The organism is Lichenibacterium minor (assembly GCF_004137685.1).
Classification (GTDB): Bacteria; Pseudomonadota; Alphaproteobacteria; order Rhizobiales; family Beijerinckiaceae; genus Lichenihabitans; species Lichenihabitans minor.
Genome location: NZ_QYBB01000010.1, coordinates 126,138 through 152,532 on the forward strand (window position 1 = coordinate 126,138; position 26,395 = coordinate 152,532).

General features: G+C 71.5%; 29 protein-coding genes and 1 tRNA gene. 14 read left to right on the top strand and 16 right to left on the bottom strand.

All coding sequences use genetic code 11. The features are described 5' to 3' along the window. Positions 1-104 precede the first annotated feature (104 nt). A complete protein-coding gene (locus tag D3273_RS11250; RefSeq protein ID WP_129226589.1) occupies positions 105-1,262 on the top strand; it encodes an MFS transporter in 1,158 nt (385 codons plus the stop codon). A gap of 60 nt (positions 1,263-1,322) precedes the next feature. Here the strand turns inward: D3273_RS11250 and D3273_RS11255 are convergent, their stop codons facing one another. Next, positions 1,323-2,315, bottom strand: coding sequence for a class 1 fructose-bisphosphatase (locus D3273_RS11255; RefSeq protein ID WP_129226523.1), 993 nt, complete (start codon positions 2,313-2,315; stop codon positions 1,323-1,325). Positions 2,316-2,615: 300 nt separating this feature from the next. Between D3273_RS11255 and D3273_RS11260 the strand changes: the two genes are divergently transcribed. Then, positions 2,616-2,816, top strand: coding sequence for a hypothetical protein (locus D3273_RS11260; protein ID WP_129226525.1), 201 nt, complete (start codon positions 2,616-2,618; stop codon positions 2,814-2,816). Between the two features lie 138 nt (positions 2,817-2,954). On the opposite strand, the gene D3273_RS11265 is transcribed toward D3273_RS11260, so the two are convergent. The 3 genes from D3273_RS11265 to D3273_RS11275 all read right to left on the bottom strand — a co-directional run bounded on the left by D3273_RS11265 (position 2,955) and on the right by D3273_RS11275 (position 5,963). Then, a complete protein-coding gene (locus tag D3273_RS11265) occupies positions 2,955-3,740 on the bottom strand; it encodes a gamma-glutamyl-gamma-aminobutyrate hydrolase family protein (RefSeq protein ID WP_129226527.1) in 786 nt (261 codons plus the stop codon). A 157-nt stretch (positions 3,741-3,897) separates the two neighbouring features. Continuing rightward, positions 3,898-5,301: a sensor histidine kinase gene (locus D3273_RS11270; RefSeq protein ID WP_129226529.1), complete on the bottom strand. Its 1,404-nt coding sequence runs from the start codon at positions 5,299-5,301 to the stop codon at positions 3,898-3,900. Then, entirely contained in the window at positions 5,298-5,963 is a 666-nt protein-coding gene (locus D3273_RS11275) for a response regulator (RefSeq protein ID WP_129226531.1), read from the bottom strand. The genes D3273_RS11270 and D3273_RS11275 overlap by 4 nt, the downstream gene beginning before the upstream one ends. 186 nt (positions 5,964-6,149) lie before the next feature. On the opposite strand from D3273_RS11275, the gene D3273_RS11280 reads away from it, so the two are divergent. After that, the gene (locus D3273_RS11280) at positions 6,150-6,530 is read left to right on the top strand and encodes a hypothetical protein (RefSeq protein WP_129226533.1); all 381 of its coding nucleotides are present in this window, start codon (positions 6,150-6,152) and stop codon (positions 6,528-6,530) included. 198 nt (positions 6,531-6,728) lie between these two features. Here the strand turns inward: D3273_RS11280 and D3273_RS11285 are convergent, their stop codons facing one another. The 5 genes from D3273_RS11285 to D3273_RS11305 all read right to left on the bottom strand — a co-directional run bounded on the left by D3273_RS11285 (position 6,729) and on the right by D3273_RS11305 (position 9,371). Continuing rightward, positions 6,729-7,208, bottom strand: a complete 480-nt coding sequence (locus D3273_RS11285; protein ID WP_129226535.1) for a F0F1 ATP synthase subunit B family protein — start codon at positions 7,206-7,208, stop codon at positions 6,729-6,731. A 10-nt stretch (positions 7,209-7,218) separates the two neighbouring features. Beyond that, on the bottom strand, positions 7,219-7,761 hold the full coding sequence (locus tag D3273_RS11290; protein ID WP_129226537.1) for a F0F1 ATP synthase subunit B family protein: 543 nt from the start codon (positions 7,759-7,761) through the stop codon (positions 7,219-7,221). A gap of 112 nt (positions 7,762-7,873) precedes the next feature. Beyond that, positions 7,874-8,137, bottom strand: coding sequence for a F0F1 ATP synthase subunit C (locus tag D3273_RS11295; RefSeq protein ID WP_245501111.1), 264 nt, complete (start codon positions 8,135-8,137; stop codon positions 7,874-7,876). Positions 8,138-8,189: 52 nt separating this feature from the next. After that, positions 8,190-8,951, bottom strand: a complete 762-nt coding sequence (locus tag D3273_RS11300) for a F0F1 ATP synthase subunit A (protein WP_207210762.1) — start codon at positions 8,949-8,951, stop codon at positions 8,190-8,192. 75 nt (positions 8,952-9,026) lie between these two features. After that, positions 9,027-9,371: an AtpZ/AtpI family protein gene (locus D3273_RS11305; protein WP_129226539.1), complete on the bottom strand. Its 345-nt coding sequence runs from the start codon at positions 9,369-9,371 to the stop codon at positions 9,027-9,029. Between the two features lie 268 nt (positions 9,372-9,639). On the opposite strand from D3273_RS11305, the gene D3273_RS11310 reads away from it, so the two are divergent. Further along, a complete protein-coding gene (locus tag D3273_RS11310; protein WP_245501112.1) occupies positions 9,640-10,386 on the top strand; it encodes a C13 family peptidase in 747 nt (248 codons plus the stop codon). Positions 10,387-10,517: 131 nt separating this feature from the next. After that, a complete protein-coding gene (gene gyrB / locus D3273_RS11315; protein WP_129226541.1) occupies positions 10,518-12,974 on the top strand; it encodes a DNA topoisomerase (ATP-hydrolyzing) subunit B in 2,457 nt (818 codons plus the stop codon). Positions 12,975-13,351: 377 nt separating this feature from the next. On the opposite strand, the gene D3273_RS11320 is transcribed toward gyrB, so the two are convergent. Continuing rightward, positions 13,352-14,239, bottom strand: coding sequence for an aldose 1-epimerase family protein (locus D3273_RS11320; protein WP_129226543.1), 888 nt, complete (start codon positions 14,237-14,239; stop codon positions 13,352-13,354). A gap of 271 nt (positions 14,240-14,510) precedes the next feature. Here D3273_RS11320 and D3273_RS11325 point away from each other — a divergent pair, with 271 nt between their 5' ends. From D3273_RS11325 to D3273_RS11340, 4 genes are all read left to right on the top strand, one after another. Continuing rightward, positions 14,511-15,680, top strand: a complete 1,170-nt coding sequence (locus D3273_RS11325; RefSeq protein WP_245501113.1) for an aminotransferase — start codon at positions 14,511-14,513, stop codon at positions 15,678-15,680. Beyond that, on the top strand, positions 15,677-16,879 hold the full coding sequence (locus D3273_RS11330) for a mandelate racemase/muconate lactonizing enzyme family protein (RefSeq protein ID WP_129226547.1): 1,203 nt from the start codon (positions 15,677-15,679) through the stop codon (positions 16,877-16,879). The genes D3273_RS11325 and D3273_RS11330 overlap by 4 nt, the downstream gene beginning before the upstream one ends. Beyond that, positions 16,876-17,646 carry an SDR family oxidoreductase gene (locus tag D3273_RS11335; RefSeq protein WP_129226549.1) on the top strand — a complete coding sequence of 257 codons (771 nt, stop codon included), beginning with the start codon at positions 16,876-16,878 and terminating at the stop codon, positions 17,644-17,646. The genes D3273_RS11330 and D3273_RS11335 overlap by 4 nt, the downstream gene beginning before the upstream one ends. Before the next feature lie 155 nt (positions 17,647-17,801). Next, complete coding sequence (locus D3273_RS11340) at positions 17,802-18,530, top strand: DUF1194 domain-containing protein (protein ID WP_129226551.1); 729 nt, start codon at positions 17,802-17,804, stop codon at positions 18,528-18,530. Positions 18,531-18,564: 34 nt separating this feature from the next. On the opposite strand, the gene D3273_RS11345 is transcribed toward D3273_RS11340, so the two are convergent. From D3273_RS11345 to D3273_RS29605, 4 genes are read right to left on the bottom strand one after another with little or no spacing between them, the layout of a single operon-like run. Then, on the bottom strand, positions 18,565-18,918 hold the full coding sequence (locus D3273_RS11345) for an acyl-CoA thioesterase (protein ID WP_129226597.1): 354 nt from the start codon (positions 18,916-18,918) through the stop codon (positions 18,565-18,567). Positions 18,919-18,950: 32 nt separating this feature from the next. Beyond that, positions 18,951-19,544, bottom strand: a complete 594-nt coding sequence (locus D3273_RS11350) for a nitrile hydratase subunit alpha (protein ID WP_129226552.1) — start codon at positions 19,542-19,544, stop codon at positions 18,951-18,953. Between the two features lie 24 nt (positions 19,545-19,568). Then, entirely contained in the window at positions 19,569-19,859 is a 291-nt protein-coding gene (locus tag D3273_RS29600; protein ID WP_165359460.1) for an SH3-like domain-containing protein, read from the bottom strand. Beyond that, positions 19,856-20,191, bottom strand: coding sequence for an SH3-like domain-containing protein (locus D3273_RS29605; protein ID WP_129226554.1), 336 nt, complete (start codon positions 20,189-20,191; stop codon positions 19,856-19,858). The genes D3273_RS29600 and D3273_RS29605 overlap by 4 nt, the downstream gene beginning before the upstream one ends. A gap of 139 nt (positions 20,192-20,330) precedes the next feature. Between D3273_RS29605 and D3273_RS11365 the strand changes: the two genes are divergently transcribed. Continuing rightward, positions 20,331-20,406 (top strand) — tRNA-Thr (locus D3273_RS11365). A gap of 1,061 nt (positions 20,407-21,467) precedes the next feature. Here D3273_RS11365 and D3273_RS11370 read toward each other — a convergent pair. After that, positions 21,468-21,749: a hypothetical protein gene (locus D3273_RS11370; RefSeq protein WP_129226556.1), complete on the bottom strand. Its 282-nt coding sequence runs from the start codon at positions 21,747-21,749 to the stop codon at positions 21,468-21,470. Between the two features lie 510 nt (positions 21,750-22,259). Here D3273_RS11370 and D3273_RS11375 point away from each other — a divergent pair. Both D3273_RS11375 and D3273_RS11380 read left to right on the top strand, forming a co-directional pair. Then, entirely contained in the window at positions 22,260-22,985 is a 726-nt protein-coding gene (locus D3273_RS11375) for an abortive infection family protein (RefSeq protein WP_129226558.1), read from the top strand. 513 nt (positions 22,986-23,498) lie between these two features. After that, a complete protein-coding gene (locus D3273_RS11380) occupies positions 23,499-24,374 on the top strand; it encodes a restriction endonuclease (protein WP_129226560.1) in 876 nt (291 codons plus the stop codon). A gap of 8 nt (positions 24,375-24,382) precedes the next feature. Here D3273_RS11380 and D3273_RS11385 read toward each other — a convergent pair whose 3' ends face one another. Continuing rightward, on the bottom strand, positions 24,383-25,225 hold the full coding sequence (locus D3273_RS11385; RefSeq protein ID WP_129226562.1) for a GIY-YIG nuclease family protein: 843 nt from the start codon (positions 25,223-25,225) through the stop codon (positions 24,383-24,385). 683 nt (positions 25,226-25,908) lie between these two features. Here D3273_RS11385 and tnpA point away from each other — a divergent pair. Together tnpA and tnpB are read left to right on the top strand one after the other, a co-directional pair. Further along, complete coding sequence (tnpA, locus tag D3273_RS11390) at positions 25,909-26,295, top strand: IS66-like element accessory protein TnpA (RefSeq protein ID WP_129226564.1); 387 nt, start codon at positions 25,909-25,911, stop codon at positions 26,293-26,295. Beyond that, on the top strand, positions 26,292-26,395 hold a 104-nt coding region (gene tnpB / locus D3273_RS29610), incomplete at its 3' end, for an IS66 family insertion sequence element accessory protein TnpB (RefSeq protein ID WP_165359461.1). The genes tnpA and tnpB, both read left to right, overlap by 4 nt.

The following is a 26,395-nucleotide window of genomic DNA, read 5'->3' on the forward strand; positions in this document are numbered from 1 at the left end:
GGCGACCGCAGAGGGCTAAGCCTCGTGCCGGAGCTCCGCCCTTGTCCACGCTGACCACCGCGTCCGGAGATCCGCCCGCGCTCGACGCCGCCGTGCCGCGTGGCATGACGGTCCTGCTCGCCGCCACCTGCGGCCTGATCGTCGCCAACCTGTATTACGCCCAGCCGCTGGCCGGCCCGATCAGCGCGTCCCTCGGCCTGTCCCACGCCGAGGCCGGGCTCATCGTCACCATGACGCAGCTCGGCTACGGGGCGGGGCTGCTGTTCATCGTGCCGCTCGGCGACCTCGTCGAGAACCGCCGCCTCATCCTCGGCGTCACGGCGCTGGCGACCCTGGCCCTGCTCGCCGCCGCCCTGGCGCCCACCGCCGGCGCCTTCCTGCTGGCCGCGCTGCTGATCGGCGTGGGCTCCGTGGCGGTGCAGATCCTCGTCCCCTACGCGGCCCACCTCGCCCCGGAAGCCAAGCGCGGGCAGGTGGTCGGCAACGTGATGAGCGGGCTGATGCTCGGCATCATGCTGTCGCGGCCGGTGGCGAGCTTCATCGCCCAAGCCTCCTCCTGGCACGTCGTCTTCTTCGCCTCGACGGCCGTGATGGTGGTGCTGATGGCCGTGCTGCTGCGCGCGCTGCCGCCCCGCGTGCCGACGCAGCGGATCGCCTATGGGGCTCTGCTCGCCTCCATGCTGCGGCTGGCCCGCACGATGCCGGTGCTGCGCCGGCGCGCCCTGTACCAGTTCTGCCTGTTCGGCGCCTTCTCGCTGTTCTGGACCACGACGCCCCTGCTGCTCGCCGGCCCGGTCTACGGCCTGTCGCAGTTCGGCATCGCGCTCTTCGCGCTCGCGGGGGTGGCGGGGGCGGTGTCGGCGCCGCTCGCGGGCCGCGTGGCGGACCGGGGCTGGATCCGCCCGGCCTCGGGCCTCGCCATGGCGACCGTCGCGGCCGGATTCGGCCTCACGCATCTCGCGGCACCGGGTTCCCCGCTGGCGCTGGGGCTGCTCGTCGCGGGCGCCATCGTGGTGGATTTCGGCGTGACGGCGAACCTCGTGCTGGGCCAGCGCGCCATCTTCTCGCTCGGCGCGGAATACCGCGCGCGGTTGAACGGCATGTTCATGGCGTTCTTCTTCGTCGGCGGCGCGTTCGGGTCGGCGGTGGGCGGCTGGGCCTACGCGCAGGGCGGCTGGGCGCTGGCGTCCGCCATCGGCATCGCCCTGCCGATCCTGGCCCTGCTGCTGTGGCTCACGGAATGGACCGGCCGCCGGGCCTGACGCGGCATCCCGCATCCGCGGGCGGATCCCGCGGCGCGGGACCCACGTCGCGCCGGAGCGTCACGCCGCGGCGTGATGCCCCTCGATGCGGGCGATCTCGTCCTTCGAGCCGAAGATCAGCGACGCCCGCTGGTGGAGCTTGGTGGGCTCGATGTCCATGACGGTGCCGCCGAAGCCCGTGATGGCGTGGCCCCCGGCCTGCTCCACCACGAAGGCGATGGGCGACGCCTCGTAGAGCACGCGGATGCGGCCCTCGCCGTAGCCCGGCCGCGCGTCCCCCGGGTACAGGAACACGCCGCCGCGCATCAGCACGCGGTTGCAGTCCGCCACCAGGGACGCGACCCAGCGCATGTTGGTGTTCTCGCCCCGCGCGCCGTCGGCGCCCTGGAGGCATTCGTCGATGTAGTGCTGCACGGGCTTCGGCCAGTGGCGCTGGTTCGCCATGTTGATGGCGAATTCCTTGGTGGCATGCGGGATGGAAAGCTCGGCATGCGTCATCGCGAAGGCGTCGCGCTTGCGGTCGAGCGTGAAGCAGACCGCGCCCGCGCCCACCGTCATCACCAGGGTGGTCTGCGGCCCGTAGAGCACGTAGCCTCCGGCGAGCTGGTTGCGGCCCGGCTGAAGGAAGGCTTCGTCCGAGGCGGGGTCGACGCCCGGCTTCGTCGGCAGCACGGAGAAGATCGTGCCGATCGACACGTTGATGTCGATGTTCGAGGAGCCGTCGAGCGGGTCGAAGGCGACCAGCAGCGTGCCGTCCGGGTTGGCCGGCACGGGGTGCTCGTCCTCCTCCGACGCCACAGCCGCCACGGGGGCGCGGCGGCAGGCCTCGATCAGCATGCGGTCCGTGAGGTCGTCGAGCGCCTTCTGGGTTTCGCCCTGGACGTTCTGCGTCACGGCGGCGCCGAGGTCCTGCTCCAGGTTGCCCTGCGCGACCAGCACCGAGATGGCGCGGCAGGCGTCGGCGAGCGCCGCCACGGCGGCGGCGACGTCGCGCCGCCCCGCGTCGGCCCCGGCCCAGCCCTCGAGATAGTCGGCGAGAAGTTCTGCGGCCATGTGGTGCCCTCGTTCGGCGTCGATTCCCATCCTCGGTTAGCACAAACCGCGGCCGAGGGCAGGATTCGGCGGGCGCTTGCCACCGCGCCGTCCCGGCGCGGACCGGTCGGGGCGGCCTGCGAGGCTTCGCCTTTCCGCCGCCGCTGTGCCGACCGCGACCGGCGGGCGATCGGAAAGGCTCATCTCGGTCATCAGAATAATTTGTAAATCCGGGGTCTGCAATCGCAGACATGAATGACCTAACTAAAAGGCCAGCGACGGCCCGGTCGAACGTGCGACCTGGCCTTGGGAGCCCCCGTCATGGACCAATCTTTTCACTACGACCCCGCCGAATACCACGAGCAGGTCGTCCACATCGCCGAGCATGTCGTCGCCAACGACGACGCGATCCCGACCATCACGCCCCGCGTCGATGTCGAGACGAACAGCTATCACGGCTCCGCCATCCACCACGCCGAGCGGGACCGCCTGATCAAGCTGTATCCCCGCCTCCACCTCTGACCCCGGCGGGCGGAACCGCGAGACCGCCGGTCGGCCCGCCTTCGCGCGGCAGGACCGGCGTGGGACGGGGCCGCCCCGACGCCCGCTCCGGTGCCGCTCGACGCGTCGCCGGATGCCGTCCCGCCCAGCCGCGTGCCGTCAGGCCGCCCGGCGGTCCGCCGAGCGCTTGAAGCGCGACACCGCGCCGCCGAACTCTTCGAACAGGGCCCGGTTCACCGGGTTGGTGTGCGGGTCGTATTCCGCGTGCCACTGGACGGCCAGGGCGAAGCCGGCGGCGTCCCGGATCCGCAGGGCTTCGACCGTGCCGTCCTCGGCGACGCCTTCCACCACCACCCGCTCGCCGATCGCCATCAGCCCCTGGCCGTGCAGGGAATTGACGCGGATGTGGTCCCGCCCGAGCAGGCCCGCGAAGGTGCCGCCCCGCACCAGCGCGACGTCGTGTCGGTCCGCGAAGATGACGGCCGGGTCGGGGTGGGGTTCGCCGGTCGCCAGGCGCGGCATGCGGTGGTTCATGCGGCCGGGGAGCTCGCGGATCTCCGGATGGAGCGAGCCCCCGAAGGCGACGTTGAACTCCTGGAAGCCGCGGCAGATGCCGAACACCGGCATGCCGGCCTCCACGCAGGCGGCGATCAGCGGCAGGGCCAGCGCGTCCCGCTCCTGGTCGTAGGGCTCGTGGCTCGGGTGGTGTTCCGCGCCGAAGCGGTTGGGGTGGACGTTGGCGCGCGCGCCCGTGAGCAGGATGCCGTCGACGGCCTCCATCAGCGCCCCGAGGTCGGTGATGTCGGGTGTGCCGGCGAACATCAGCGGCAAGGCCCCGGCGGTTTCCGCCACCGCCTTCATGTTGGCCCGTGCCACGAGCTGCGCGTTGTAGCGGTCCTCGACCATGTGGCCGTTCCCGATGATGCCGACCACGGGTCTGGCCATTGCCCCCACCTCCACCGATGCCGCGTCACGGCGCTGCGCTCGCGCCGCGATCCCTCCGCATGCACGCGAACATCGTGCCAAGCGGGGCGGAAATCCACACCTTTGCGAGGCGGACGAGGGGCCACCCGCCCCGGATCGCAGCCATGGACCGGCCCGCTCACCCTTCGGCCAGCGGCAGCGTCAGCTCGACCTTCAGCCCGCCCAGGCCGGACCGCCCCAGCGCCAGCCCACCGCCGGACAGCTCCGCCAGCTCCCGGGCGATCGGCAGCCCGAAGCCGTGGCCGGGCGCCGCCTCGTCGAGCCGCCGGCCGGGGCGGAGCGCTTCCGGCATGGCGCTGTCCGACAGGCCGGGGCCGTCGTCCTCCACCGTCACGATCGCCTGGCGCCCTTCGGCACGCGCCGCCACGCGCACGCGCGAGCCCGCCCACTTGAAGGCGTTGTCCATCAGGTTGCCCATCATCTCGTCGACGTCCTGCGCGTCGCAGCCGAGCGAAACGTCGGCCGGCACCGACGTGTCGCAGGCGATGCGGCGGTCGGCGTAGATCTTGGGCAGCGCCGCCGCCAGGTCCTCGACGCGCGGCGCCAGCGCCGTGCGGGCGCGCGACGGGCCGCCGAGCGCCGCCGCCCGCGCCCGGCCGAGATGGTGGCGGATGCGCCGGTCCATCTGCTCGACGAGCCGCCTCATCTGCCCGTCCGGGTCGCCGGCCGGCGCGTCGAGCTTCACCGTCAGCGTGGCCAGCGGCGTCTTCAGCCCGTGCGCGAGATTGGCGACGTGGCGGCGGGCGCGCAGCAGGTTCTCGGCATTCTCGTCGAGCAGCGCGTTCACCTCGGACACGAGCGGCGCGACCTCGGCGGGCTGGCCCGGGGGGATGCGCTCGATCCGGCCGGCCCGCACGGCGGCGAGGTCGCGCTCCAGCCGCCGCAGCGGTTCCAGCCCCACCCGGACCTGAACGAGCGCGGCGGCCACCAGCCCGGCTCCGAGAAGCGCCAGCATGAGGGTAAGGTTGACCAGCACGTCGCGCAGAGGGTCCGTCAGCGCCGCCAGGGGGGCGGCGGCCAGCACCGTGGCGAGCGCCGGCCCGACCCGCGCCTCGCTCGACCGCAGCCGCAGCAGCGCCCCGTCCGGCCCGGACGCCACGCCGGGCCGCGGGTGGCCCGGGGGACGGTCGGGCGACGCCGGGGGCTCGCCGTCGCGCGCCTCGGGCGGCGGGGGCGGAAGGCTGCCCCGGGGCATGAGGGACCCGGAGCGTGCCACGACCTCCGACCCGGACAGCACTTCCCAGAACCAGCCGGAGCCCGGCCGGTCGAACGGCGGGCCTTCGACGTCGTGGCGGAGCGTCGGCCGCCCGTCCGGCGCGACGCCCAGGGCCGCCGTCACGGTGTTGATCTGCGTGTCGAGCCGGCTGTCGATCTGCGCTTCCATGAAGCGGCGCAGCGTCAGCGCGTCGACGAGGCCGGTCGCCACCACGGCCCCGACCACCAGCACCACGGCGCCTGTCGCCAGGCGGGCCCGCAGGGACCGGTGCCTGCGGGCCGGCGGCTTCGGCCGCGGGGGCTTCACGAGCCCGAAGCCGTGAGGCGGTAGCCGCGGCCCCGCACCGTTTCGATCCGGTCGTGGCCGATCTTGCGGCGCAGCCGCGCCACGATGACCTCCACGGAGTTCGAGTCCACCTCGGCGTCGCCGTCGTAGACGCGCTCGATCAGGTTCGCGCGCTCCACCACCACCTCCTTGCGCAGCGTCAGGCAGGCGAGCACCCGCCATTCGAGGCCGGTCAGGCGCAGCGGCAGCCCGTCGAGCTCGAAGGTCCCGAGCTGCGCGTCGAAGGTGAGCGGCCCGCAGACGATGCGCGACTCCGCATGACCTTCCGAGCGGCGGATCAGCGCGCGGAGGCGCAACACCACCTCGTCGACGCGGAACGGCTTCGTGAGGTAGTCGTCGGCGCCGGCCTTGAAGCCCTCGACCTTGTCGGACCAGCCGTCGCGCGCCGTGAGCACCAGCACGGGCAGCTTGCGGCCGGCCTTGCGCCAGGACTTGAGCACCGCGATGCCGTCGACCTTCGGCAGCCCGAGGTCGAGCACGGCGGCGTCGAAGCTTTCCGTTTCGCCGAGGTGCTGGGCGTCCTCGCCGTTGCGCGCGATGTCGACGGCGAAATGCTCGCGCTTCAGGACGGCCGCGACGCCCGCGGCGAGCTCGGCGTCGTCTTCGACCAGGAGCACGCGCATGGGACGGGTTTCCTTATGGGAGGGGAGGGCCGGGATAGGGGCGCCGGTTGAACCGAACCTGAACCGCCGGGTTCAGGGCCCGTCCTGGGGCCGGGCCTAGAAGGACGGCCATCGGCGCCGCCGCCGACCCGGAACGCGGGTCGGAGCCGGGAGGGTCCCGGGCGCCGAACCCAAGAGGATGACACGATGCGCAGACTGCTTCTCGCCGCCGCCGGACTGGCGCTGCTGATCCCCGCCGGCCTGTCCCAGACCGCCTGGGCCCAGACCGCCCCCGGCGCTGCCCCTGCCGCCCAGGCGACCCCGGCGGGCCAGACCGGCCCGATGGGCGGCCCCGGCATGCCCCCGCCGCCCCCCGGCGGCCCGCGCGGCCCCGGCGCCCCGGGCGGCCCCGGCATGATGCCGCCGCCCCCGCCGCCGAGCCGCGCCGCCCACTTCCACCTCCAGCGCGGCGATGCCGTGGTGGACGTGAAATGCGCCGACGACGATTCCACCAAGGGCTGCGCCGACATCGTGAACGCGATGCTCGACAAGCTCGCCGCCCTGCCGGTGCCGGCGGCCCGGAACTGAGGGGCGCCGCGGGGACCCCGCGGACCCGGGACGTCCGACGACAAAAGGCGCCGGCGGTGATCCGCCGGCGCCTTCCTGTATTTGGGTCAGGAGCCCGTCACGGTTCGTGCCGGGATCGGGCTTGTTTCCGGGCGCCCATGGGAAGCGCCGGCGACGTTCCGCCCGTCCGCGACCGATCGGGCACCCGTTCGCGGACCCTCAGTGGAACTGGGTCTTCAGCCGCTCGATCTCGCGCCCGGCGAGGTCGCTGACGCCGGTGCCGCGCGGGTCGCGGCGCAGCACGATCTCGGCAGCCTTCACGGCGGCGTCGGCCGCGGCGGCGCGCACGTCGGCGGTGGCCTGGATTTCCGCCATGGCGATCTTCTGCTCGGCCTGCTTGGTGCGGCGCGCGACGTAGTCGGTGAGGCGCGCCTGGGCCTCCTGGCCCATCAGCTCGGCCTCCTTGCGGGCCTGCGCCACGATGGCGGCGGCTTCGGCCTCGGCGGCCTGGGCCTTGCGCTTGAAGCTGTCGAGCACGGCGGCGGCCTCGTCGTGGAGGCGCTTGGCCGAGGCCAGCTCGTCCGCCACCTTGCGGGCCCGGTCGTCGAGCGCGGCGCCGAGCTTGCCGTGCACCCCGATGTAGGCGAGGCCGGCGACGAAGATGACGAAGCCGAGGGCGACCCAGAATTCAGCGTCCATGGCGGGCTCCTCAGATCTTCGACGCGGCGATGGCGGCGTCGACCGCCTGCGGGTCGGCCGGCTTGCCGGTCAGGTGTTCGACGATGGCGGCGGCGGCGTCGCGGGCGATGCCCTGCACGTTGCCCATGGCGCGGGTCTTGGTGTCGCCGATCTGGCGCTCGGCCGCGGCCATCTTGGCGTTGAGCTCGTCCTCGAGCGCGTGGCGCTTGGCGTCGTCGGCGGCGAGGAGCTCCTCGTGGGTCCTCTGGGCCAGGGCCTGGGCGCGCCCCTTGGCGTCGGCGAGCTTGGTGTCGTAGGCGGCGCCGGCCGCGGTGGCCTGTTCCTGCATGCGCGACGCGTCGGCGAGGTCGCCCTCGATGCGGCTGCGCCGGTTCTCCAGGATCGCGCCGACGCGCGGCAGGGCCACCGTCGACATCAGCCAGTAGAGGAGGCCGAAGATGATCACCAGCCAGAAGATCTGCGACAGGTAGGTCGAGCTCTCGAACGGCGGGAAGGCGGCCGATCCCGTGGCGAGGTCGGAGGCGTTGGCGAGGTTCTGTTCGGCGACGGCCATGTCGGTTCCGGGGTCGGGGCGCGGGCGGGGTCGGCGGTTCTGCGCCGGCGTGACGCCCCGGCGCGGGCCGGGACGGGGAACCGCCGCGGGGGATCCCCGCGGCGGTCGAGCATCACTTCACAAAGAGCAGCAGGATCGCCACGAGGAAGGCGAAGATGCCCAGGCCTTCGGCGAGGGCGGCGCCGATGAAGGCGCGGCCGAACTGGCCGTCGGCGGCCGACGGGTTGCGCAGCGCGCCCGACAGGAAGTTGCCGAAGATGGTGCCGACGCCGATGGCGGCGGCGCCCATGCCGATGGCGGCGAGACCGGCGCCGATGTACTTGGCGGCGTTCATGTAGGCGTCGGCCATGTGAAGCTGGGCCTGGACGGGATCCATGGGATGCTCTCTTTCTGGGTGGGGTCGGGCGACGTTTGTTGTTGGGTAATTATCAGTGGCCCGGATGGATTGCGTCGTTGAGGTAGACGCAAGTCAGGATGGCGAACACGTAGGCCTGCAGGGCGGCCACGAGCAGCTCAAAAGCGGTGAGGATGATGATGCCGATGAAGGGCAGGGGCGCGATCAGCGCCGCGGCGGTGCCGGAGCCCAGCAGCAGCACCACGAAGCCGCCGAACACCTTCAGGGTGATGTGCCCGGCCAGCATGTTGGCGAAAAGCCGGACGCTGAGCGAGATCGGCCGCGACAGGAACGAGATGATCTCGATCAGCACGATGAAGGGCAGGATCGGCTTCGCCACGCCCGAGGGGGCGAAGAGCCCGAGGAAATGCGTGCCGTGGCGGAACAGCCCGTAGCCGATGACGACCAGCATCACGAGCGCCGCCAGGGCGAAGGTGACGACGATCTGGCTCGTGACGGTGTAGGAGAAGGGCAGCAGGCCGAGCAGGTTGGCGAAGAGCACGAACATGAACAGGCTGAACACGAAGGGGAAGAAGCGCATTCCCTCGTTGCCGGCCGTGCCCCGCACCGTGTCGGCCACGAACTCGTAGCTCATCTCGGCCGCGGCCTGGAGCCGCCCCGGAACCAGCGAGCGGCGCGACGTGCCGTAGATCATCAGCAGCGACACCAGGCCGAGGATGATGACCATCAGCAGCGACGCGTTGGTGAAGGCGATGTCCGTGTGCCCGAGCTTGTGCGACGAGAACAGCGGCGAGACGTTGAACTGCTCGATCGGGTTGATTGCCTGCTCAGCCACGTCCAAACCTCTTCGCTGTCGGCGCCCCTCGCGGGGCCCCCCGTCCGATCCTGCGGCCCAGGGGCCGCCCCGTCTTCACCGTCCGCTGTCGCGCCGCGGCCCGGTGGGCTGCGCGGCGATGCGGTACACGTTCCAGAACCCCGCGACGGTGCCGAGGGCCCCGAACACGATGAGGGCGGCGGGCGAGATGCCCAGCCACCGGTCGATCGCCCAGCCGATGAACCCGCCCACCACCACGGCGGCGACGAATTCCGACATCACCCGGAAGCCCAGGCTCATGGCCTGGCCCATCCCGTTCGGGGAGGGGGCTCCGGCCGCGACCTTCGGCGCCGCGGCCGCCTTGCGGTGGCTGTCGAGCGCGCCGGACAGCTCCTTCAGGCGGGCCTTCATGGCCGCGTCGTCGTCGGGAGGGTTCGCCATGATCGGTGTCCCTCCCCGCCGCGGCCCGAACGTCGCGCCGCCGGGCCGCGAGGCTCGGGACGTGTTTCATCGCGAAAAAGGCACGGGCGTGCCCCATTCCGCTGGGCGGGTTCATAGAAACCAGCACCGGGATGGTGTCAAGAACGGCCCAGGCCTGTTTTCGCGGCTTTTCCGGGGACGCCCGGGTGCGACCCCGCCGTCGGAGGCGGCGCGCGCGGGCGACGTGCTAGGGTCGCCGGGCCGAAGCGTCCCGGAGCCCGGAATCCTCATGGCCAACGCCGTCCTCCGCCGCGCCGTCGCGGTTCTCGCACTCCTGCCGCTCGCCGCGATGCCGCCGGCCATGGCCGCCGCCGCCTCGGCCGCGCCCGCCAAGGCGGCGGTCGTGGCGCTCGCGCTGTGGAGCGACCCCGTGTTCCGGTCCGAGGCCGAGGGCGCCGCCCAGGTGCTGTCCGGGCGCTACGGCCACGGCGGGCCGGTGGTGGTGCGCTCCAACACGGCGCGCGCCATGGTGAACGGGCCCGCCGGCATCGCCGCGGCGCTGAAGGCCGCCGCGCGCGGCGTCGACCCGACCCGCGACGTGCTGATCCTGCTGCTGACCACCCACGGGTCGCCGGACGGCATGGCCGACAAGGGCGGGGGCCGCATCGACATCGTGCCGCCCGACCGGCTGCGCGCCATCCTCGACGCGAGCCCGTTCCGGCACCGCGTGCTGATCGTGTCCGCCTGCTATGCCGGCACCTACACGGCGCTGGCCGGTCCCGACACGCTGGTGATGACGGCGGCCGACAGCACGCACCCGTCCTTCGGCTGCCAGCCCGAGGCGCACTGGACCTATTTCGGCGATGCGCTCTTCAACCAGGCGCTCCGCCGGGACGCGTCGCTGCCGGCGGCCTTCGCCGACGCCCGCGCCATCGTGGCGGCCCGGGAAGCTCAGGACGGGTTCGCGCCGTCGAACCCGCAGATGGCGGGCGGCGAAGCGGTGCTGCCGCTGCTCGACGGCGCGGCGGGGCGTTAGGCCGGCCGGCCCTCTTTGCCTTTCATCAAGGCTGCCGCGCCATTATATGGAGTGTGATCCCGATGCCGCGCCGCGGCGTCCCGCATGCGGTCCTGGCCGGCCCATCGGCCGGTCGGAGAAAGTCGAGTCCGATGTCCCAATCGCCCGTCCCGTCAGCCCCGCCCGAGCCGAACGCCTATGGCGCCGATTCGATCAAGGTGCTGCGCGGCCTCGACGCGGTGCGCAAGCGCCCCGGCATGTATATCGGCGACACGGACGACGGTTCCGGCCTGCACCACATGATCTACGAGGTGGTGGACAACGCCATCGACGAGGCGCTGGCGGGCCACGCCGACCTCGTCACCGTGACGCTCAACGCGGACGGGTCGGTGTCCGTCACCGACAACGGCCGCGGCATCCCGACCGGCATCCACACCGAGGAAGGGATCTCGGCCGCCGAGGTCATCATGACTCAGCTGCATGCGGGCGGTAAGTTCGACCAGAACTCCTACAAGGTGTCGGGCGGCCTGCACGGCGTCGGCGTGTCGGTCGTCAACGCCCTGTCGATCAAGCTGGAGCTGCGCATCTGGCGCGACGGCTCCGAACACGAGATCGAGTTCGCCCACGGCGACTCCGTGTATCCGCTGCGCGTCGTCGGCCCGGCCGGCGAGGACGAGCGCGGGCGGCCTAAGCGCGGCACCGCCGTGACCTTCTGGCCCTCGCACGAGACCTTCACCAGGACCGAGTTCGATTACGGCACCGTCGAGCATCGGCTGCGCGAGCTGGCCTTCCTCAACTCCGGCGTCCGCATCGTGCTGACGGACGCGCGCCGCCCCGAGGTGAAGCGCGAGGAGCTCTATTACGAGGGGGGCCTCGAAGCCTTCGTCCGCTACCTCGACCGCACCAAGGCGGCGCTGATCGCCGCCCCCATCCTGATGAAGGGCGAGAAGGACGGCATGACCGTCGAGGTCGCGCTGTGGTGGAACGACAGCTACCACGAGAACGTGCTGCCCTTCACCAACAACATCCCGCAGCGCGACGGCGGCACCCACATGGCGGGCTTCCGCGGCGCCCTCACGCGCCAGGTGACCGGCTACGCCGAGCGCTCCGGCATCTCCAAGAAGGAGAAGGTCGACGTCACCGGCGACGACTGCCGCGAAGGCCTGACCTGCGTGCTGTCGGTGAAGGTGCCGGACCCGAAGTTCTCGTCGCAGACCAAGGACAAGCTGGTCTCGTCCGAGGTGCGGCCCGTCGTCGAGAGCATCGTCAACGAGACGCTGGGCCGCTGGTTCGAGGAGCACCCCGCCGACGCGAAGGTCATCGCCGGCAAGGTGGCCGAGGCCGCCGCGGCCCGCGAGGCGGCCAAGAAGGCGCGCGAGCTGACGCGGCGCAAGGGCGTGCTCGACGTCGCCAACCTCCCCGGCAAGCTCGCCGACTGCCAGGAGCGCGACCCCGCCCTCGCGGAGATCTTCCTCGTGGAGGGCGATTCCGCCGGCGGTTCCGCCAAGCAGGGCCGCAACCGCGAGTTCCAGGCCGTGCTGCCGCTGCGCGGCAAGATCCTCAACGTCGAGCGCGCGCGCTTCGACAAGATGCTGTCGTCCCAGGAGATCGGCACGCTGATCACCGCGCTCGGCACCGGCATCGGCCGCGAGGACTTCAACGCCGACAAGCTGCGCTACCACAAGATCATCATCATGACGGACGCCGACGTCGACGGCTCCCACATCCGCACGCTGCTATTGACGTTCTTCTTCCGCCAGATGCCGGCGCTGATCGAGCGCGGGCACATCTTCATCGCCCAGCCGCCGCTCTACAAGGTGAAGCGCGGCAAGTCCGAACAGTACCTGAAGGACGAGCGCGCCAAGGAGGACTACCTCACCGACAACGGCATCGATGGGGCGGTGCTGCGCCTCGGCTCCGGCGAGGAGCGCGCGCGGGGCGACCTCCGCACCGCCATCGAGCAGGCGCGGCTGGTGCGCGCCGTGCTGGCGCAGCTCCATTCCCGCTACGACCGCGGCGTGGTCGAGCAGGCGGCCGTCGCCGGCGCCCTGAAGCCGCTGTCGGTGCTCGGCGACGCGGAAGCGCTGAGGGTCGCCGAGGACGTGGCGCGGCGGCTCAACGCGCTGGCCGAGGAAACCGAGCGCGGCTGGCAGGGCGACATCGGCAACGACGGCTTCGTGTTCACCCGCGTCGTGCGCGGCGTGAAGGAGGCGGCGGTCCTCGACGGCGGGCTGCTCGCCTCGGCCGAAGCGCGCCGCCTCGACGAGCTTGGCCCCTCGCTTATCGAGCTCTACGACCGCCCGGCGGCCTTCGTCCGCGGCTCGGATTCGACCGCCGTGGCGGGGCCGACGGACCTCGTCGAGGCCGTGATGGCGGCGGGCTCGAAGGGCATCACCCAGATCCAGCGCTACAAGGGCCTGGGCGAGATGAACCCCGAGCAGCTTTGGGAAACCACGCTCGACCGCAACGCGCGGTCGCTGCTCCAGGTGAAGATCAAGGAGGTCGACGAGGCCGACGACATGTTCGTGAAGCTCATGGGCGACGTTGTCGAACCCCGCCGCGAGTTCATCCAGGAGAACGCCCTGTCGGTCGCCAACCTCGACGTCTGAGGAGGCCGTCGCCCCGGTCCGGACCAGCCCGGCCCGCGGCGGTCGGCGTCCGACGCGGACCGGTCGGGTGGTCGACCTGACGATGAGCCGGGCCAATCGACGGTGGCGGGTAGCGCCCGCGCCCACGAAGGTGGAAGCCGCGGGGACGCTTCGACGCCGATGACCCGGACCTCGCGCGCCGCTTCCCAAGCTCGTGCCGCGACGTCGTCGTGTCGACGACGCTTCGACATCCCTCCTCCGGCGGATCGGGTTCCGAAACAGACGCCCGGGACCGTGGCCCCGAGCCTGCCGTCACGCCCGAACGCCCTGCCGCGAGAGGCCGGCCCCGCACCGGGCGGGTCCGATCGCGGCTGCGAGGTTCGACCCTGCAGCCGCCGTCAGGGGGCGTCGAGCGTCACCGACATGGAGAAGACGCGCGCTTCGCCCGGCGCCAGGATCGTCATGCCCGGCTTCTCGGCCAATGGCCCGTCGAAGCCGACCGGGCTGGCATACCCCGACCAGGGCTCGATGCACAGGAACGGCGCGCCGGGCTTCGACCAGATGCCGAGCTGCGGCATGTCGGGGAAATCCACGCGCAGGCCCCGCCCGACAGGCGGCCCATAATGCACCGAGCGGCTCCGCGGGGCGAGAAACACGAGCGCGTCCGCGTCGAACAGGTGAGGCCCGAGGTCGAGCCTCCGACCCCGCACCGGCGACGGCTCGCGCCGCTCGGACAGCAGGCCGCCCTCGACGGCGGCGATGGGCTCCGGCTCGTCCGCCGCGAAGGTGACGACGTGGTCGGCGGGATCGGCGCCGTAGGGCAGGGGGCGGCGGAAGGCCGGGTGGAACCCGAAGGACGCCGGCATCGCGACCGCGCCGGCGTTGCGCACGGTGCCGGCGAGCGTGAGGGTCGCCCCTTCGATCCGGTAGTCGAGGTCGAGGGTGAAATCGAAGGGATAGGCGCGCCGCGTGGCCTCGTCCGCCGTGAGGCGCAGGCGGCAGGCGTCCGCGCCCGTTTCGACGGGCGAGAACGCCGCGGTGCGGGCGATGCCGTGCTGCCGCATGGGGTACGAGGCGCCGTCGACGCTCGACCGATCGTCCTTCAGGCGGCCGACGATCGGGAACAGGATCGGCGAGCGGCCGGACCAAAAGGCCGGGTTTCCGTCCCACAGGAGGTCGCGGCCCGCCTCGTCCCGCAGCCGCACGAGTTCGGCCCCGCGCAGGGCGATCTCCGCCGTGAGCCGCGCCGTGCCGATCCGGATCGTTTCAGCGTCGCCGTCCGCCATGCATCCGTCCTTCCGATCGACCGGGCCGGCGCCCATCATGGCGCGATCCGCCGCCCCCGTCACGCGGCGTCGGCGAGGCCGCGCATGGACAGGCCCGACCGCGCGCGCCATCCTGGGCGTCGACGGATCCGACGGATCCGACGGATCCGACGGAGCCCGGCATGCGCGCCTTCCACCATCCCTTCCGGACCTCGCCTGCGCCCGGCATCCCCGCGCCCCCCGGGCGGGACGGCGAGTGCGCCGTCGCGGCCTCCGGCGCCGGCGCGCTCGCGTGAGGGTCAACCCGCTCCTCGCCGCGACCGCGGCCCCGCCGATCCCCGCGGCGGGGCGCTGGAAGGCCGCCTACGACGGGCGGCGCGGCCCGCTGATCGACCTCGCCCAGGCGGTGCCGGGCGTGCCGCCGCCTGACGCGCTGCTGGAGCGCCTCGCCGCCGCGGCCCGCGATCCGGCCTCCGCCGCCTACGGGCCGATCGCCGGCGACCCGGCGCTGAGGGCCGCGCTCGCCGCCGACGTGTCGGCGCTCTACGGCGCGGCGGTGAGGCCCGAGGACGTCGCCATCACGTCCGGCTGCAACGAGGCCTTCGCGGTGAGCGTCCTGGCGCTGGCGGGCCGGGGCGACGCCGTGATCCTGCCGACGCCCTGGTACTTCAACCACAAGATGACGCTCGACATGCTGGGCGTGGAAGCCGTGCCGCTGCCGGCCGGCGCCGACGACGGCTTCGTGCCCTCGCCCGCGGCCGCGCGGGCCCTCATCGGCCCGAACACCCGCGCCATCGTGCTGGTGTCGCCCAACAACCCCACCGGCGCCACCTACCCGCCGGACGTGCTGTCGGCCTTCCTGGCGCTGGCCCGGGAAACCGGCATCGCCCTGGTGCTCGACGAAACCTATCGCGACTTCCTGCCCGCCGGCCGGGTGCGGCCGCACGGGCTCTTCGCCGAGGACGGATGGCGGGACGCGCTGGTCCACCTTTATTCCTTCTCGAAGAGCTACGCCGTGCCGGGCCACCGCCTCGGCGCCGCCGTGGCGGACCCCGCCCTGCTGGCCGAGGTCGCCAAGGTGCTCGATTGCGTGACCATCTGCCCGCCCCGCGCCCCCCAGGCCGCCGTGGCCTGGGCGGTCGAGGGCACGCGCGGCTGGCGCGCCGCGACGCGCGCCGCCGTGGACCGCCGCGCGGCGCTGTTCGCCCGCGCCGTCGCGGCTTCGCCGGGCTGGTCGGTGTCGGCGATCGGCGCCTATTTCGCCTATGTCCGCCACCCGTTCGGCGGCACCGCCGAAGCCGCGGCGGCGCGGCTCTGCGCCGAAGGGGGCGTGCTGGCGCTGCCCGGCTCGTTCTTCGGCCCCGGGCAGGAGGACTACCTGCGCTTCGCCTTTCCCAACGTCCGCGACGACGAGGTCGCGGGCCTGGCGGAGCGCCTCACGGCCGTCGGAAGGGTTCCATGAAGATCACCGCGATCGAAACGCTGCGCACGGCCGAGTTCGCCAACCTGCTCTGGGTGCGGGTCCACACCGATGCCGGGGTGGTGGGGCTCGGCGAAACCTTCTACGGCGCCGGCGCCGTCGAGGCCCACATCCACGACACGCTGGCGGGGCGCCTGCTCGGGAAGAACCCCCTCCACATCGAGGCGCTGAACCGCGAGATGCTGAACCTGCCGATGGCGCAGGCGAGCACCGGCGTCGAATACCGCGCCGCGTCGGCGATCGACATCGCGCTGTGGGACGCCTTCGGCAAGGTGTGCGGCCAGCCCGTGCACCAGATGCTCGGGGGCCTGTGCCGGCCGCGGCAGCGGATCTACAACACCTGCGCGGGCTACGGCTACGTCCGCTCGAACGACATCAAGCCCGTGTCGAACTGGAACCGCGCCGCCGAGGCGGCCGGCCCCTACGAGGACCTCGGCGGCTTCATGACCCGCGCCGACGCCCTGGCGGAAAGCCTGCTCGAACAGGGCATCACCGCGATGAAGATCTGGCCCTTCGACCCGGCGGCGATCCGCAACGAGGGCATGTCGATCACGACGGACGAGCTCAAGGCCGCGCTCGAGCCCTTCGAGAAGATCCGCAGGGCGGTGGGCGACCGGATGGAGATCATGGTGGAGTTCCATTCGCTGTGGAACCTGCCGATGGCCAAGAAGCTCGCCCGCTGGATCGAGCCCTACGCGCCGACCTGGTACGAGGACCCGATCCGCATGACCTCGCCCGGGGCGCTGGCCGAACTCGCGCGCTCGACCGACGTGTGGATCTGCGCCAGCGAAACGCTGGGCTCGCGCTTCCCCTACAAGGACATGCTCGACCGCGACGCGGTGCACGTCGTGATGGCGGACCTGTGCTGGACGGGCGGGCTGACCGAGGGCCGCAAGATCGCGGCCCTGGCCGACACCTACCACCGCCCCTTCGCGCCGCACGATTGCGTCGGCCCGGTGGGCTTCGTGGCCGGCATCCACGCTTCCTTCTCCCAGCCCAACACGCTGATCCAGGAAAGCGTGCGGGCCTTCTACACGGGCTGGTACCGGGAGCTCGTGACGGTGATGCCGGCCATCGAGGACGGTTTCGTCCTGCCCCTGGAAGGCCCGGGGCTCGGCACGGAACTCCTCCCGGCGGTGTTCGAGCGTCCCGACCTCACCCTGCGGCGGTCGGAGCCGTGACGGTGCCGGGCCTGTTCGATCTCGGCGGGCGCACCGCGCTCGTCACCGGCTCCTCCCGGGGCCTCGGCCGCGCCATGGCGCAGGGGCTGGCCGAGGCCGGCGCCGCGCTGGTGCTCAACGGCGTCGACGCGGGGCGGCTCGCCGAAGCCGCCGCCGCGCTGCGGGCCGCCGGCCACGAGGTGCACGAGGCGCCCTTCGACGTCACCGACGAGGCCGCCGTGGCGGCGGCCTTCGCCCGGCTCGACGCCGAGGGCATCGCCGTCGACGTGCTGGTCAACAACGCCGGCATCCAGCTGCGGCGCCCCCTGGTGGAGCTCGACACGGCCGATTGGCGGCGCGTCATCGACACCAACCTGACGAGCGCCTTCGTGGTGGGGCGCGAAGCGGCGCGGCGGATGATCCCGCGCGGCGCCGGCAAGATCGTCAACATCGGTTCGCTGACCAGCGCCGCGGCGCGCGCCACGGTGGCGCCCTACACGGTGGCCAAGGGCGGCATCAAGATGCTGACGCAGGCCATGACGGCCGAATGGGCGCGCCACGGCATCCAGGCCAACGCCATCGGCCCGGGCTACATGCTGACCGACATGAACCGGGCGCTCGTCGACGACCCGGCCTTCAACGATTGGGTGATCGGCCGCACGCCGGCGAAGCGCTGGGGCCGGCCCGAGGAACTGGTGGGCGCCGCGGTGTTCCTGGCATCGCGCGCGTCGGACTACGTCAACGGCCAGATCGTCTACGTCGACGGCGGCATGCTGGCGGTGCTGTGAGCGCGGTGTCCGAAGCGCGACCCCTTCGGCGCCCTCCGGGGCGCGGCGCGAAGGACCCGTGCCCCGGCGGCGGCGAGGTGGCCGCCGCGCGCGGCCATTGACGGCGCCCCCCATCCGTCCTCTCCTGTCGCATCGGTCATCGGCGGGAGGCGGCGATGGAGCGGCGGACGGTCCTGAACGGGGTGGCGGCGCTGCTCGGCGGGGCCGCGCTGGGGGTGGGGCGGGGCGGGGCGGCGGAGCCCGCCGCGGTCGACCTGATGCTGGTGCTGGCCGCGGACGTGTCGCATTCCATCACCGACGAGAAATACGAGCTGCAGCGCAAGGGCTATGCCAGCGCCATGGCGGACCCCGAGGTGCTCCGCGCGATAGCGGCGGGGCCGCGCGGCCGCATCGCGGTGAGCTTCGTGGAATGGTCCGGCAGCCAGTCGCAGAAGCTGGTGATCCCGTGGACGGGGATCGGCGGGGCCGAGGAAGCGCGGGGCTTCGGCCTCGCCGTGGCGACGGCGCCGCGCTCCTTCTCGGACCGCACCGCGATCGGCTCGGCGCTGGACTTCTCGGCCGCGCTCTTCGCCGAAGCGCCGTTCGCGGCCGAGCGGCGCGTCATCGACGTGTCGGGCGACGGGGACAGCAACGGCGGCAGCGATATCGGCGGCGCGCGGGACGCCGCCCTGGCGCGGGGCGTCACGGCCATCAACGGCATCGTGATCCTCAGCGACGCGTCGGGGCCCGCCTATCTGGTGGCCCACACGCACCCGCCGGGCGGGCTGCAGAGCTACTACCGCAGGAACGTGGCGGGCGGCCTCGACAGCTTCGTGGCCGTGGCCGAGGACTTCGACAGCTTCGGACGGGCGCTGGTGCGCAAGCTGATCCAGGAGATCTCGTGAAGCCGGAGGAGATCTCGTGAAGCCGGGCCGCGCGTCAGGTCGGCGGCACGGGCCGGGGGCGGCCTTCGTCGTCGATGGCCACGAAGGTGAAGGTGGCGGCCGTCACCTTGTCGCGCCCCGCGGTGCGGAAGCGCCGCGCCCAGGCTTCCACCAGGATGCGCATGGAGGTGCGCCCCACCCGCTCGACCTCGGCGTAGACGCAGAGCACGTCGCCGATCTTCACCGGGCTGATGAAGGTCATGCCGTCGACCGCCACGGTGACGACGCGGCCCCGCGCCCTGTCGACGCCGGCGATGCCCCCCGCGAGGTCCATCTGCGACATCACCCACCCGCCGAAGATGTCGCCGTTGGCGTTGGTGTCCGCCGGCATGGCGACGGTGCGGACCATCAGCTCGCCCCGTGGGCCGGTGTCCGGATCGGTCACGCGCCCGCTCCCGCGGCCGCCGGCACGGTGACGCCGATGAGGTGTCCCTCGTCGAGCAGGGCGGCCAGCCGCTCCTCGTCCCAGCCGTCGGTCCCGGCGGGCCGGCGCGGCAGCACCATCCAGCGGTAGTCGGCCGTGGAATCGACCACGCGGATCCGCTGCCCTTCCGGGAGGACGGTGTTCCATTCCGCCAGCAGCCCGCGCGGGTCGCGCACGGCGCGCGCCCGGTAGGCGGCGGATTTGAACCAGAAGGGCGGGTAGCCCAGCACGGCGCGCGGGTAGCACGAGCACAGGGTGCAGACCACGAGGTGATGCAGTTCCGCGGTGTTCTCCAGCACGCCGAGCGGCGGCAGGCCGCGCATGGCGATGCCGAGGCTTTCGGCGGCGGCGGTGCCGTCCGCGAGCAGCAGGGCGCGGAAGCCGGGGTCGCACCAGGCGCGGGCCACCAGGGCGGCCCCGCGGCGCGGCGACGCCTGTTCGGTGAGGGCGATGCGCTCGGCGATCTCCTCCGGCGTGACGACGCCCTTCTCGGCCAGGAGCAGCCGCAGGGCGCCGAGCAGCCGCCCGCCGTCGGCTTCGAGGAGGCTCAACACGGGTCGCTCACGACGGAACGCTCATGGGGTGGACTCCAGCCAATGTTCGTAGATCTCCACCAGCAGGTCGCCGTCCCCCGCCGCGTCGGGCCACAGCGCCGATGCCGCGAAGGCGACGTGGTAGAGCGGCACGACCGGGGCCGGCGCCCCGAAGGCGAGGCCTTCCGGGTTGGGAAAGGCGCCGAGGCGTCGCAGGACGCGGCCTTCCCGCCCGCGCAGGTAGTGCGGCGTTCGCTGGTGCACGGTGCCGAAGCGCTCGGGCCAGGCGTCGCGCACCCGCACCGGGGCCCCCGCGTCGAACCCGCCGCTCACGCGACCCCGCCCCCCGCCGTGCCGCCCACGCGGTCGAGTGCCGCGGCGAGCTCGGCTTCGGTGACGGTGCCCGAGCGCAGGAGGTTGTCGGCGATCGCCCGGATCCAGCGCTGGTAGTAGGACAGGCGATGGTACTCGGCCTCGGGGATGGCTTCGATGCCGCGGCGCAGCTCGTCGACCGACATGATGCGCTTGGCGCCGAGGAGCTGCCGCAGCGCGTCGACTTCGCGGTCGAAGTCGGACAGCGCGTGCGGCTCGGTATCGACCTCGCGGCACATGAAGCCCGGGACGCCCCCGATGTCGTGATGCTGGCGCGGCCTGTCCTGATCCATGGCGCGATTGTAGGCCAGCGGCGGGTCCGATGGAACCGGTCTTCGACGCCCCGCGCGCCATCCGTCGCGAGTTTCGCTGGACACGGCGGCCCGACCTGCTACAAGGACCACGCCCTCGATAACGCCTCGGGGAACGGTCGCCGCAATAGCTCAGCTGGTAGAGCACCTCATTCGTAATGAGGGGGTCGGGGGTTCGAATCCCTCTTGCGGCACCAAACAAATTCAGGCACTTAGCGTACGTTTGCAGGGGGAGCTGCTTCCCAAACAAGCTGATTGGGAAGCGCATGGGAAGCTCGGGCGTCCTCAAGCGGCTCTTCTGGTCTCGCCACGGGCTTGTTGGGAGCCACATGGCGGCTCGGGGTTCGGGGAGGACCGCCCCCGCTCGGCGCATCCCGGACGAACGCTTGGAGGGGTCCACGCGCGAGGTGCCCACCGGGGAAGCCGCTCCTGTCCTGGACGATCCTACCTCTACCCTAAAGATTGTGGCGGGCGTCGACCCAAGCGAAGGCGGGCCGGTCCGCTCGGATATGCGCGTTGTGGTATTCAAATACCACACGCGCACCCCGCGGAAATTCGGGGTCTCGGCTTTCATATTTTCTCGACGGGATCCGTATTTTTCTCGCGCCCTCGATCGTCCAAGGGGAAGCCCGGGACGAAGGGAGAGAGACGTCATCGACGCTGGATCCGGTGCTGTCTTCGGCCAAGACCGGTGACGCCGCCGTCACACTTTGGGCGGACGTCCTTTCGGGCGCTGAACCCGCTGCCTGGGGTGGGGTTGTGGGGGGGGGGGTCGGCCTCGTTCTCAAAGCAGCGTGAGTGACGCCCTCGCGCGCTCCTCCTCCTGCGGGGTGAGCGAGTCGAACAGCATCGGCTCGCGCTCCGAGCTGAGCCAAACTGCCGTGTGGCGGGCGCCACGTCGTCGGCGCTCGCCGTGACGAGCAATGGGCCGTAGCCGATGAGGGATGACGGCTCGGCGACCATGCCGGGTTGTCGCGCGGGATGAGGCCACCGCAACACGGGCACCAACTCGAAACAGCCGGGGTGGATGTCCCGGCGTGCAGACCTGTCCTTGTCGAACCACGCGTCGAAGGGCCGGAGGCCAGACAGGCCGAGGCTCTCGACAGTCACGCCGAAGCTGCGGACCGTGCCGGCGGTCGGGTTGAAGACCGCGACTCGATACTCGTGGAAGATGTCGGGTTGCTGATTGCCGTCCCTGTCACGGGGTGACTCGAATGACCAGAACCGTTTGGCGGGATTGGACGGGTCGAAGTGGATCTCAAGCGCGGGAGTTGGCGCCGTCATGCCCTGACCGTGACGATGCTCCCGAATGACGTAGAACTGGTTGACCGGCCGCGAGGACGAGCAAGGCCACCGAGGCGGCGAGCGGGATCCAGAGGTCGGGCGGCACCTTACAGGCGGCCGAGACGAGGGCCGTGGCGATGCTGTCGGCGGCGCCCACGGCGGCGCCCCATGTCGCGGGGAGGATCCACGAGAAGGTGCTGGCATCGCCGAGACGGCGCCAGCCGAAGCCGAAGGCGGCGAGAATCTTGCTGAGCATGAGCGTTACCCGGTCGAACGGACGGCCGGAATGCTACCACCGAGGCGTCATGGGCTCGCTCGCGGGTCCCCGCCCTTGCCACACATTTCGCGCGCGGAACGACCGCGTCTGGGGGTGTGCTGGGACCCGTTCGCGCCCTGTCCGGGTGTTTGCGGATGTCCCCTGGCCCTCAACGAAGCCGTGCCCGTCTCCCCACAGTCAGCGTGGGTCGTTTTCCGGGCTCGGGGGTGAACGATGTCCCTGCGGATGATGAAGGCTGTCCTCGGAGCCCGGGAGTGGCCTTTCGCCTTCCCTGGTGAACACCCCGCCATGACGTCTTGAGGCCTTGCCCATCGAGGCCCGGGGCGGCCGGTTGACGGTCGATTGGTAGCTGGAGTGGTGGGCCGACGCTCCCCGCGATGGCCTTGGGACCGGATGTGGTTCAAGTGCAGGCCTTTGGCGTGCTCAACCCGCGATGGTAGGAAGGCAGTCCGGCCTGTCCGATGAAGGGGAGGTCGCGCGAGGGCCTCCATGGACGACATGCCGGAGACGCGGATCGATCAGGTCACGATGATCGAGGGCATTCTCACGGCCGCCGCGACGGGCGGATCCGACGATGGCCCCATGTACGAAGCTCTTCGGCGCGAACTGCTCGCCGACGACCGATTGAAGCCGCTCCTGCCCTCGTTCGTCCGGACGAACCGGAGCCTCGGCGCCTTCTGGCCATTCATCAAGGGTCGATCGGGTAAGTGGGCAGAGCGCCGGCAGATTATCTCCGAGGCGTTCACGCCGTTGGTGGACTACCTCGAAGGGCGAGGCCGCGCCCCGAGCGACGACATGACCTCAGACGCGCTGGTGACCTTCGACCCCGAGGGGGCGATAACGGTCGCGCGAACGCTGCTGGAGACCGTGTGCAAGCGCATCCTCAACGAACTCGGCCTTCCACATGCAGAGAAGGACGACCTCCCGAAGCTGTACGGGGCGGTCGCGAAGGCGCTCCGCCTGGCTCCAGATCAACACGTCGAGGAGCCGATCAAGGCCATCCTCGGCGGCGCCATGAACTTGGTCAACGGGATCGGCACGCTCCGGAACCGGTTCTCCGACGCGCACGCTCCCGGTGCCAAAATGCCAGTCAAGCCCTCGGAGCGGCACGCCAAGCTCGCCGTCAACACCGCCGGGGCCGTCGCGTCCTTCCTCGTCGAGACGTACCTCGACCGTGCGGAGGCCATGGGGGGTGTGAAGGCTCGAACCGGCTGATTGTCGAAATAGACAGGCCGGCGGCGACGGCGACATCCATCCGGGGCTGGACGAAGGACGGGCTGTCTGACAAATCCGGAGTGGAAACCGTCCAGAACCGGAAGAGCGTTACGGCCAACCCCCTCCAAATTCTTGAGATTTCCAGGACGAAGACCAACTGACCCTCCACCGCCGTCGACCTCAGCCGTCGGGCCTCGTCCGGGTACCATCTCGATGAAGGTGCCGGGGACGGGGCGGGTTCTCCCGGAGATCAGACAGGTCGATCTCGGCCCCCTGGGGCTGCTCCCGGTCCCCAAGGGGCCGGCGGCCCATCGGAAGGCAGCATAGGCAGTTGTCTCGGGAGGTCGGTGGAGAGGGGCGCTGCTGCGCCTCCCCCCTTACCCCCCGTGGATTTGAATAGGTGCTGAGGATGCACTCTCGGCTACATCCAGAGTTGCCGTGCATCTCAGGAACGACGATGAAGGCTGGGAGGGCGCCGTCGACGGCTGCATCCTCGCTTCGGAGGCCTCACCCATGCCGGTCGATGTCGGTCAGGTACCCCGCGTTCCGGACCTCTTCGTGCCCATGCTCAAGGCCCTCGACAGCCTGGGCGGCTCCGCCTCGAATGACGAGATCAACGACCGCGTCGCGGAGGTGCTCGCCCTACCGGCCGACGTGCGGGCCTACATACACAAGGAGGGGCCGCTCCCGAAGGTCGATTACCGGTGCGCCTGGGCCCGGAGCTGGCTGAAGAACGCCGGCCTCGTCGAGAACAGCGGACGAGGGGTGTGGGCGCTGACGGGAGAGGGGCGGGCGGCGCTCGGAGGCGGCGACGAGCCCGGGCTCGTGCGGCGGGTGCGTCAGGCGAGCTACGCGCTCCGGAAAGGTGCTCCTCTCGTTGAAGATGCCCCTCCGGGGGGCGATGAAGCCTCGACCTCGGACCAGAATGCTCCGGGGTGGCGGGAGCGACTCCTCGTGGCGTTGGGCGACATACATCCCTCTGCCTTCGAACGCCTGTGCCAGCGCCTCCTCCGCGAGGCGGGCTTCACCCGCGTCGAGGTCACCGGGAAAACCGGGGACGGCGGCATCGACGGCACCGGCGTGCTCCGGATGAACCTGCTCTCCTTCCAGGTCATCTTTCAATGCAGGCGGTGGAAGGGCTCCGTGGGCGCCTCGACCGTGCGTGACTTCCGCGGGGCGATGGTCGGACGCGCCGACAAGGGGCTGATCCTGACCACCGGGGCATTCACGGCCGACGCGCGGCGCGAAGCGACCCGCGATGGGGCGCCGGCCATCGACCTCGTCGACGGCGACGCGCTCTGCGATCTCCTCAAGGCGCACGGGGTCGGGGTTAAGGTGAGGGTGGTCGAAGAGGTCACTCTCGACGAGGCAGCCCTGGCGAGCTTTTGAACGCGGGGTCAGATAGCTTGGCCGCCGGGGTTGCCGTTCAGCCCCATGTCGACCGACCGGAGCTTGCGGATCCACCGCTGCTCGGCGACCTGGACGTCGTGGGTCGTCGCCGTCGAGCCAGCGACCTCAAGGACTGTGACGGAGTAGTCAGACGGCTCCCGGCTCCGGAACTTGACCGCGTCGCCTCCCTTGGCCGCGTGCTGCTCCCACCGAGCCACGAAGCCGCCCTCCCCCGTGGCCGAGCCGACGTACTGTTCGCGGGTCCGCGGGCACGTCAGAAGGTAGACGCCTCGCGACGAGGACAGGATAGCCCGCCATCCCCGGGGCAACCGGGCCACCTCCGACAAGGTGGCCTCGAACTCGACGAAGCCGGGAAATCGTTCCTCGCGGAACTCGCGCCGGACCTCCACAACCTCCTTGTCCTGCTTGTGCGCCCGCTGCACCCACGAACGATAGCCGGTGCCCCACTCGATCACGACCTTGCCGATGTAGAAGGCGAGCCGCGGATCGGGGCTGAGGTCGTACAGATTGATGCCGCTGACGTCGTGGCCCCCGACCGGGTCGAGAGTTCCCGGCGCGGCGGTGCCGACGCCGTGGATCCCATACAGCCCAGCAAACAACGTCTCCGCCGCGGGCGTCACGACGAAGCTGGCGATCAGGCTGCCCTTGTCGGTCCGGAAGACCGGCCGAGCCTGGATGGCTTGGTACAGCTCGAAGCCGGGGTCGCGGTCGACCCAAAGGGCGTACGGCGACGTCGTCGTCCCGGCCCGGGCGTCCTGGTGCCGCACGAGCTGGACTCGGTCAGGCGTGATGCCCTCAACATCGAAGAGGCGGTTGAAGGTGAGCCGCATGAGGCTTCCGATGAAGTCCGGCCGGGCCGACTCGGCAAACGATACACGGGTCTGGGCAGGTTCGACACCGCGTATCCGGGGAGCGCCCTTCCGGCTTTCGTCACGCCCTCTTTGGGACGGGACGTGGCGGCTCGGGGATCGGGGAGGACCGATCCCGCTCGGCACGTCCTGCACGAACGCCTGTAGGGGCTTCGCGCGGGAGCGCGTCACCGCCGGAAGAGCGCTCTCTCGACAGACCGCCCAGCCCTCGACCTCAACGATTGTGGCGGACGCCGCCGAAAACGAAGGCGGAGCCCGTCGGTCCGATATAAGCGCTTTCGGGCGATCGGAGCCGGTGGCGTCCCGGGCGGAAAATCACGAGCCGGGCTTTCCCATTTTTCCTGACCGCCGCCGAATTTCTCGCGCCCCCTACGATCGAGGGGACGACGGGGATGAAGGCATCGCCGTCACCGGATTTGCCGCTGCCCGGTCAGAGGCCGAGTTGGTGCTCCGTCACACTTTGGGCAAAGGCCGTGAGGGGCACTCAACCCGTATCCTGGAGCCGGGGTCGTGGGACTCGAGTCCATCCCTGACCGGATCCACGCGGACATCCCATGTACGCGTCCGACGAAGACCGCCTTGCGGGATGACTGGCCCGCGGCCGACTTTACGGGCTTACGGCTAGCCTAAAGGTCATCAGGTCGATGCGGGTCGAGGTTCTGAGCGGGGTCGAGCGCCGGCGTCAGTGGTCGGACGATGAGAAGGCCCGGATCATCGAGGAGACCCTGGTTCCGGGAGCGCGGGTGGCCGAGGTGGCCAGGCGCAACGCGGTGAGTGCAAGCCTGGTGTTTGGATGGCGACGCCTGGCGCGCGACGGCCTGCTGGGACGGGGCGTTCCGGCGTTGGTTCCGGTCGAGATCGTGGCTCCCGTCCCCGCGCTTCCGGCCCCGATGGCACCGAGCGTGCCGCGCCCGAGGCGGTCGGCCGGGCTGATCGAGATCGAGCTGTCGCAGGGGCGCCGCCTGCGCGTGGGCCCTGATGTCGATGGCGACGCGCTGCGGCGCGTTCTCGACGCCCTGGATCGGCGATGATCCCGCTGCCGAGCGGCACCAAGGTGTGGCTGGCGACGGGCCACACCGACATGCGCAAGGGGATCGGTGGCCTGTCGCTGCTGGTGCAGGAGGTGCTTGG

What these genes read in the sequence shown, in the direction of transcription:
- D3273_RS11260 (WP_129226525.1), top strand. Translation starts at nt 2,616, where the DNA reads ATGGACCAATCTTTTCACTACGACCCCGCCGAATACCACGAGCAGGTC.
- gyrB (WP_129226541.1), top strand. Translation starts at nt 10,518, where the DNA reads ATGTCCCAATCGCCCGTCCCGTCAGCCCCGCCCGAGCCGAACGCCTAT.
- D3273_RS11295 (WP_245501111.1), bottom strand. Translation starts at nt 8,137, where the DNA reads ATGGATCCCGTCCAGGCCCAGCTTCACATGGCCGACGCCTACATGAAC.
- D3273_RS11250 (WP_129226589.1), top strand. Translation starts at nt 105, where the DNA reads ATGACGGTCCTGCTCGCCGCCACCTGCGGCCTGATCGTCGCCAACCTG.
- D3273_RS11345 (WP_129226597.1), bottom strand. Translation starts at nt 18,918, where the DNA reads ATGGTCCGCACCGTCGCCATGCCGGCGGACACCAACGCCAACGGCGAC.
- D3273_RS11375 (WP_129226558.1), top strand. Translation starts at nt 22,260, where the DNA reads ATGGACGACATGCCGGAGACGCGGATCGATCAGGTCACGATGATCGAG.
- D3273_RS11380 (WP_129226560.1), top strand. Translation starts at nt 23,499, where the DNA reads ATGCCGGTCGATGTCGGTCAGGTACCCCGCGTTCCGGACCTCTTCGTG.
- tnpA (WP_129226564.1), top strand. Translation starts at nt 25,909, where the DNA reads ATGCGGGTCGAGGTTCTGAGCGGGGTCGAGCGCCGGCGTCAGTGGTCG.
- D3273_RS11385 (WP_129226562.1), bottom strand. Translation starts at nt 25,225, where the DNA reads ATGCGGCTCACCTTCAACCGCCTCTTCGATGTTGAGGGCATCACGCCT.
- D3273_RS11340 (WP_129226551.1), top strand. Translation starts at nt 17,802, where the DNA reads ATGGAGCGGCGGACGGTCCTGAACGGGGTGGCGGCGCTGCTCGGCGGG.
- D3273_RS11255 (WP_129226523.1), bottom strand. Translation starts at nt 2,315, where the DNA reads ATGGCCGCAGAACTTCTCGCCGACTATCTCGAGGGCTGGGCCGGGGCC.
- D3273_RS11305 (WP_129226539.1), bottom strand. Translation starts at nt 9,371, where the DNA reads ATGGCGAACCCTCCCGACGACGACGCGGCCATGAAGGCCCGCCTGAAG.
- D3273_RS29605 (WP_129226554.1), bottom strand. Translation starts at nt 20,191, where the DNA reads ATGGATCAGGACAGGCCGCGCCAGCATCACGACATCGGGGGCGTCCCG.
- D3273_RS11265 (WP_129226527.1), bottom strand. Translation starts at nt 3,740, where the DNA reads ATGGCCAGACCCGTGGTCGGCATCATCGGGAACGGCCACATGGTCGAG.
- D3273_RS11370 (WP_129226556.1), bottom strand. Translation starts at nt 21,749, where the DNA reads ATGCTCAGCAAGATTCTCGCCGCCTTCGGCTTCGGCTGGCGCCGTCTC.
- D3273_RS11320 (WP_129226543.1), bottom strand. Translation starts at nt 14,239, where the DNA reads ATGGCGGACGGCGACGCTGAAACGATCCGGATCGGCACGGCGCGGCTC.
- D3273_RS11280 (WP_129226533.1), top strand. Translation starts at nt 6,150, where the DNA reads ATGCGCAGACTGCTTCTCGCCGCCGCCGGACTGGCGCTGCTGATCCCC.
- D3273_RS11285 (WP_129226535.1), bottom strand. Translation starts at nt 7,208, where the DNA reads ATGGACGCTGAATTCTGGGTCGCCCTCGGCTTCGTCATCTTCGTCGCC.
- D3273_RS11330 (WP_129226547.1), top strand. Translation starts at nt 15,677, where the DNA reads ATGAAGATCACCGCGATCGAAACGCTGCGCACGGCCGAGTTCGCCAAC.
- D3273_RS11310 (WP_245501112.1), top strand. Translation starts at nt 9,640, where the DNA reads ATGGCCAACGCCGTCCTCCGCCGCGCCGTCGCGGTTCTCGCACTCCTG.
- D3273_RS11275 (WP_129226531.1), bottom strand. Translation starts at nt 5,963, where the DNA reads ATGCGCGTGCTCCTGGTCGAAGACGACGCCGAGCTCGCCGCGGGCGTC.
- D3273_RS11290 (WP_129226537.1), bottom strand. Translation starts at nt 7,761, where the DNA reads ATGGCCGTCGCCGAACAGAACCTCGCCAACGCCTCCGACCTCGCCACG.